The sequence below is a fragment of the Mesorhizobium sp. M8A.F.Ca.ET.021.01.1.1 genome (assembly GCF_003998025.1).
Lineage (GTDB): Bacteria > Pseudomonadota > Alphaproteobacteria > Rhizobiales > Rhizobiaceae > Mesorhizobium.
On the sequence record NZ_RZSJ01000876.1, the window covers coordinates 1 to 1,618 of the forward strand.

Sequence of the window (1,618 nt, forward strand, 5' to 3'; positions counted from 1 at the left end):
TTGCCCAACTGGCGTTGATCCAGGCAAACGAGTTCGGCGTCGCCACGCCGCCCGGCGCGCTGTCGGCAATGACCGTCACCTGCGCGCCAGCTCTGGTCAGATGCCAGGCAACCGAGGCACCAATAATGCCGGCGCCGATGACGATCACTTGTTTCGACGCAGCCATGGTCACTCCTCTGTCTCCTGATTCCAAGGGATGTTCATCCAAGTGGCATTCCTATGGCCGCTTGCCAATGTTGAAATACACGGCTCCCGGCCATTGCTGGCTTCAGCAGAGAGACGGCATCCGGCGGCATCCGTGCCGCCGGAACGGTCGACAGCCCGGCGTAGCGCTGCTAGAAGCCCGGCCTGTCACACGGAAATCCCAACAGAATGCCCGATACAATACCAGAGGAAGTGGCGCGCCGCCGCACTTTCGCGATCATCGCCCACCCCGACGCCGGCAAGACGACGCTGACCGAAAAGCTGCTGCTGTTCGGCGGCGCCATCCAGCTTGCCGGCGAGGTCAAGGCCAAGAAGGACCGTATCCAGACGCGTTCCGACTGGATGAAGATCGAGCGCGAGCGCGGCATTTCGGTCGTCACCTCGGTGATGACCTTCGAATATGAGGACAACGTCTTCAACCTGCTCGACACGCCCGGCCACGAGGACTTCGCCGACGATACCTATCGCACGCTGTCGGCGGTCGACTCGGCCGTCATGGTCATCGATGCCGCCAAGGGCATCGAGCCGCGCACGCTGAAACTGTTCGAGGTCTGCCGGCTGCGCGACATCCCGATCATCACCTTCGTCAACAAGATGGACCGCGAAAGCCGCGATCCGTTCGAGATTTTGGACGAGATCGAGCAGAAGCTGGCGCTGGACACCGCGCCCATCACCTGGCCGATCGGCCGTGGCAAGACCTTCTCCGGCACCTATCACCTGGCGCTGAATGCCGTGCGCAAGGGCGACGACGAGAAGGAGCGCACGCCGGTCAACGGTCCCGATTCCAACCGCGTTGCCGGCCTTCTGCCGGAAAATGAGCGCGAGGCCTTCATCGAGGAACTCGAACTGGCGCGCGAAGCCTGCCGTCCGCTCGACATCGACGCTTTTCGCGAAGGCCATCTGACACCAGTCTATTTCGGCTCGGCGCTGCGCAATTACGGCGTGCGCGACCTGATCGAGGCGCTTGGCGCCTTCGGGCCGCCACCGCGCGCGCAGGAGGCCGACACCCGCACTATCGAGGCGACGGAGGAGAAGATGACCTCCTTCGTCTTCAAGATCCAGGCCAACATGGATCCCAACCATCGCGACCGCATCGCCTTCGTGCGCGTCTGCTCGGGCAAGCTCGAGCGCGGCATGAAGGCCAAGCTGGTGCGCACGGGGAAGCCGATGTCACTCTCGGCGCCGCAATTCTTCTTCGCCCGCACCCGCGTCACCGCCGACGAGGCTTTCGCCGGTGATGTCGTCGGCATCCCCAACCACGGCACGCTGCGCATCGGCGACACGTTGACCGAGGGCGAGGAAATCCTGTTTCGCGGCGTGCCGAATTTCGCCCCGGAAATCCTGCGCCGCGTGCGCCTCGGCGACGCGATGAAGGCCAAGAAGTTGAAGGAAGCGCTGCACCAGATGGCCGAGG

At 63.7% G+C, this 1,618-nt stretch carries 2 protein-coding genes; one reads left to right on the forward strand and one right to left on the reverse strand.

Features of this window, described 5'->3' with window-relative positions; translation table 11 throughout:
- On the reverse strand, positions 1 to 166 hold a 166-nt coding region (locus EOA36_RS34980), incomplete at its 3' end, for an FAD-dependent oxidoreductase (protein ID WP_145969499.1).
- A 206-nt stretch (positions 167 to 372) separates the two neighbouring features.
- Between EOA36_RS34980 and EOA36_RS34985 the strand changes: the two genes are divergently transcribed.
- Positions 373 to 1,618 (forward strand): peptide chain release factor 3 (locus EOA36_RS34985; RefSeq protein WP_127281195.1); only part of this gene is annotated, 1,246 nt, incomplete at its 3' end.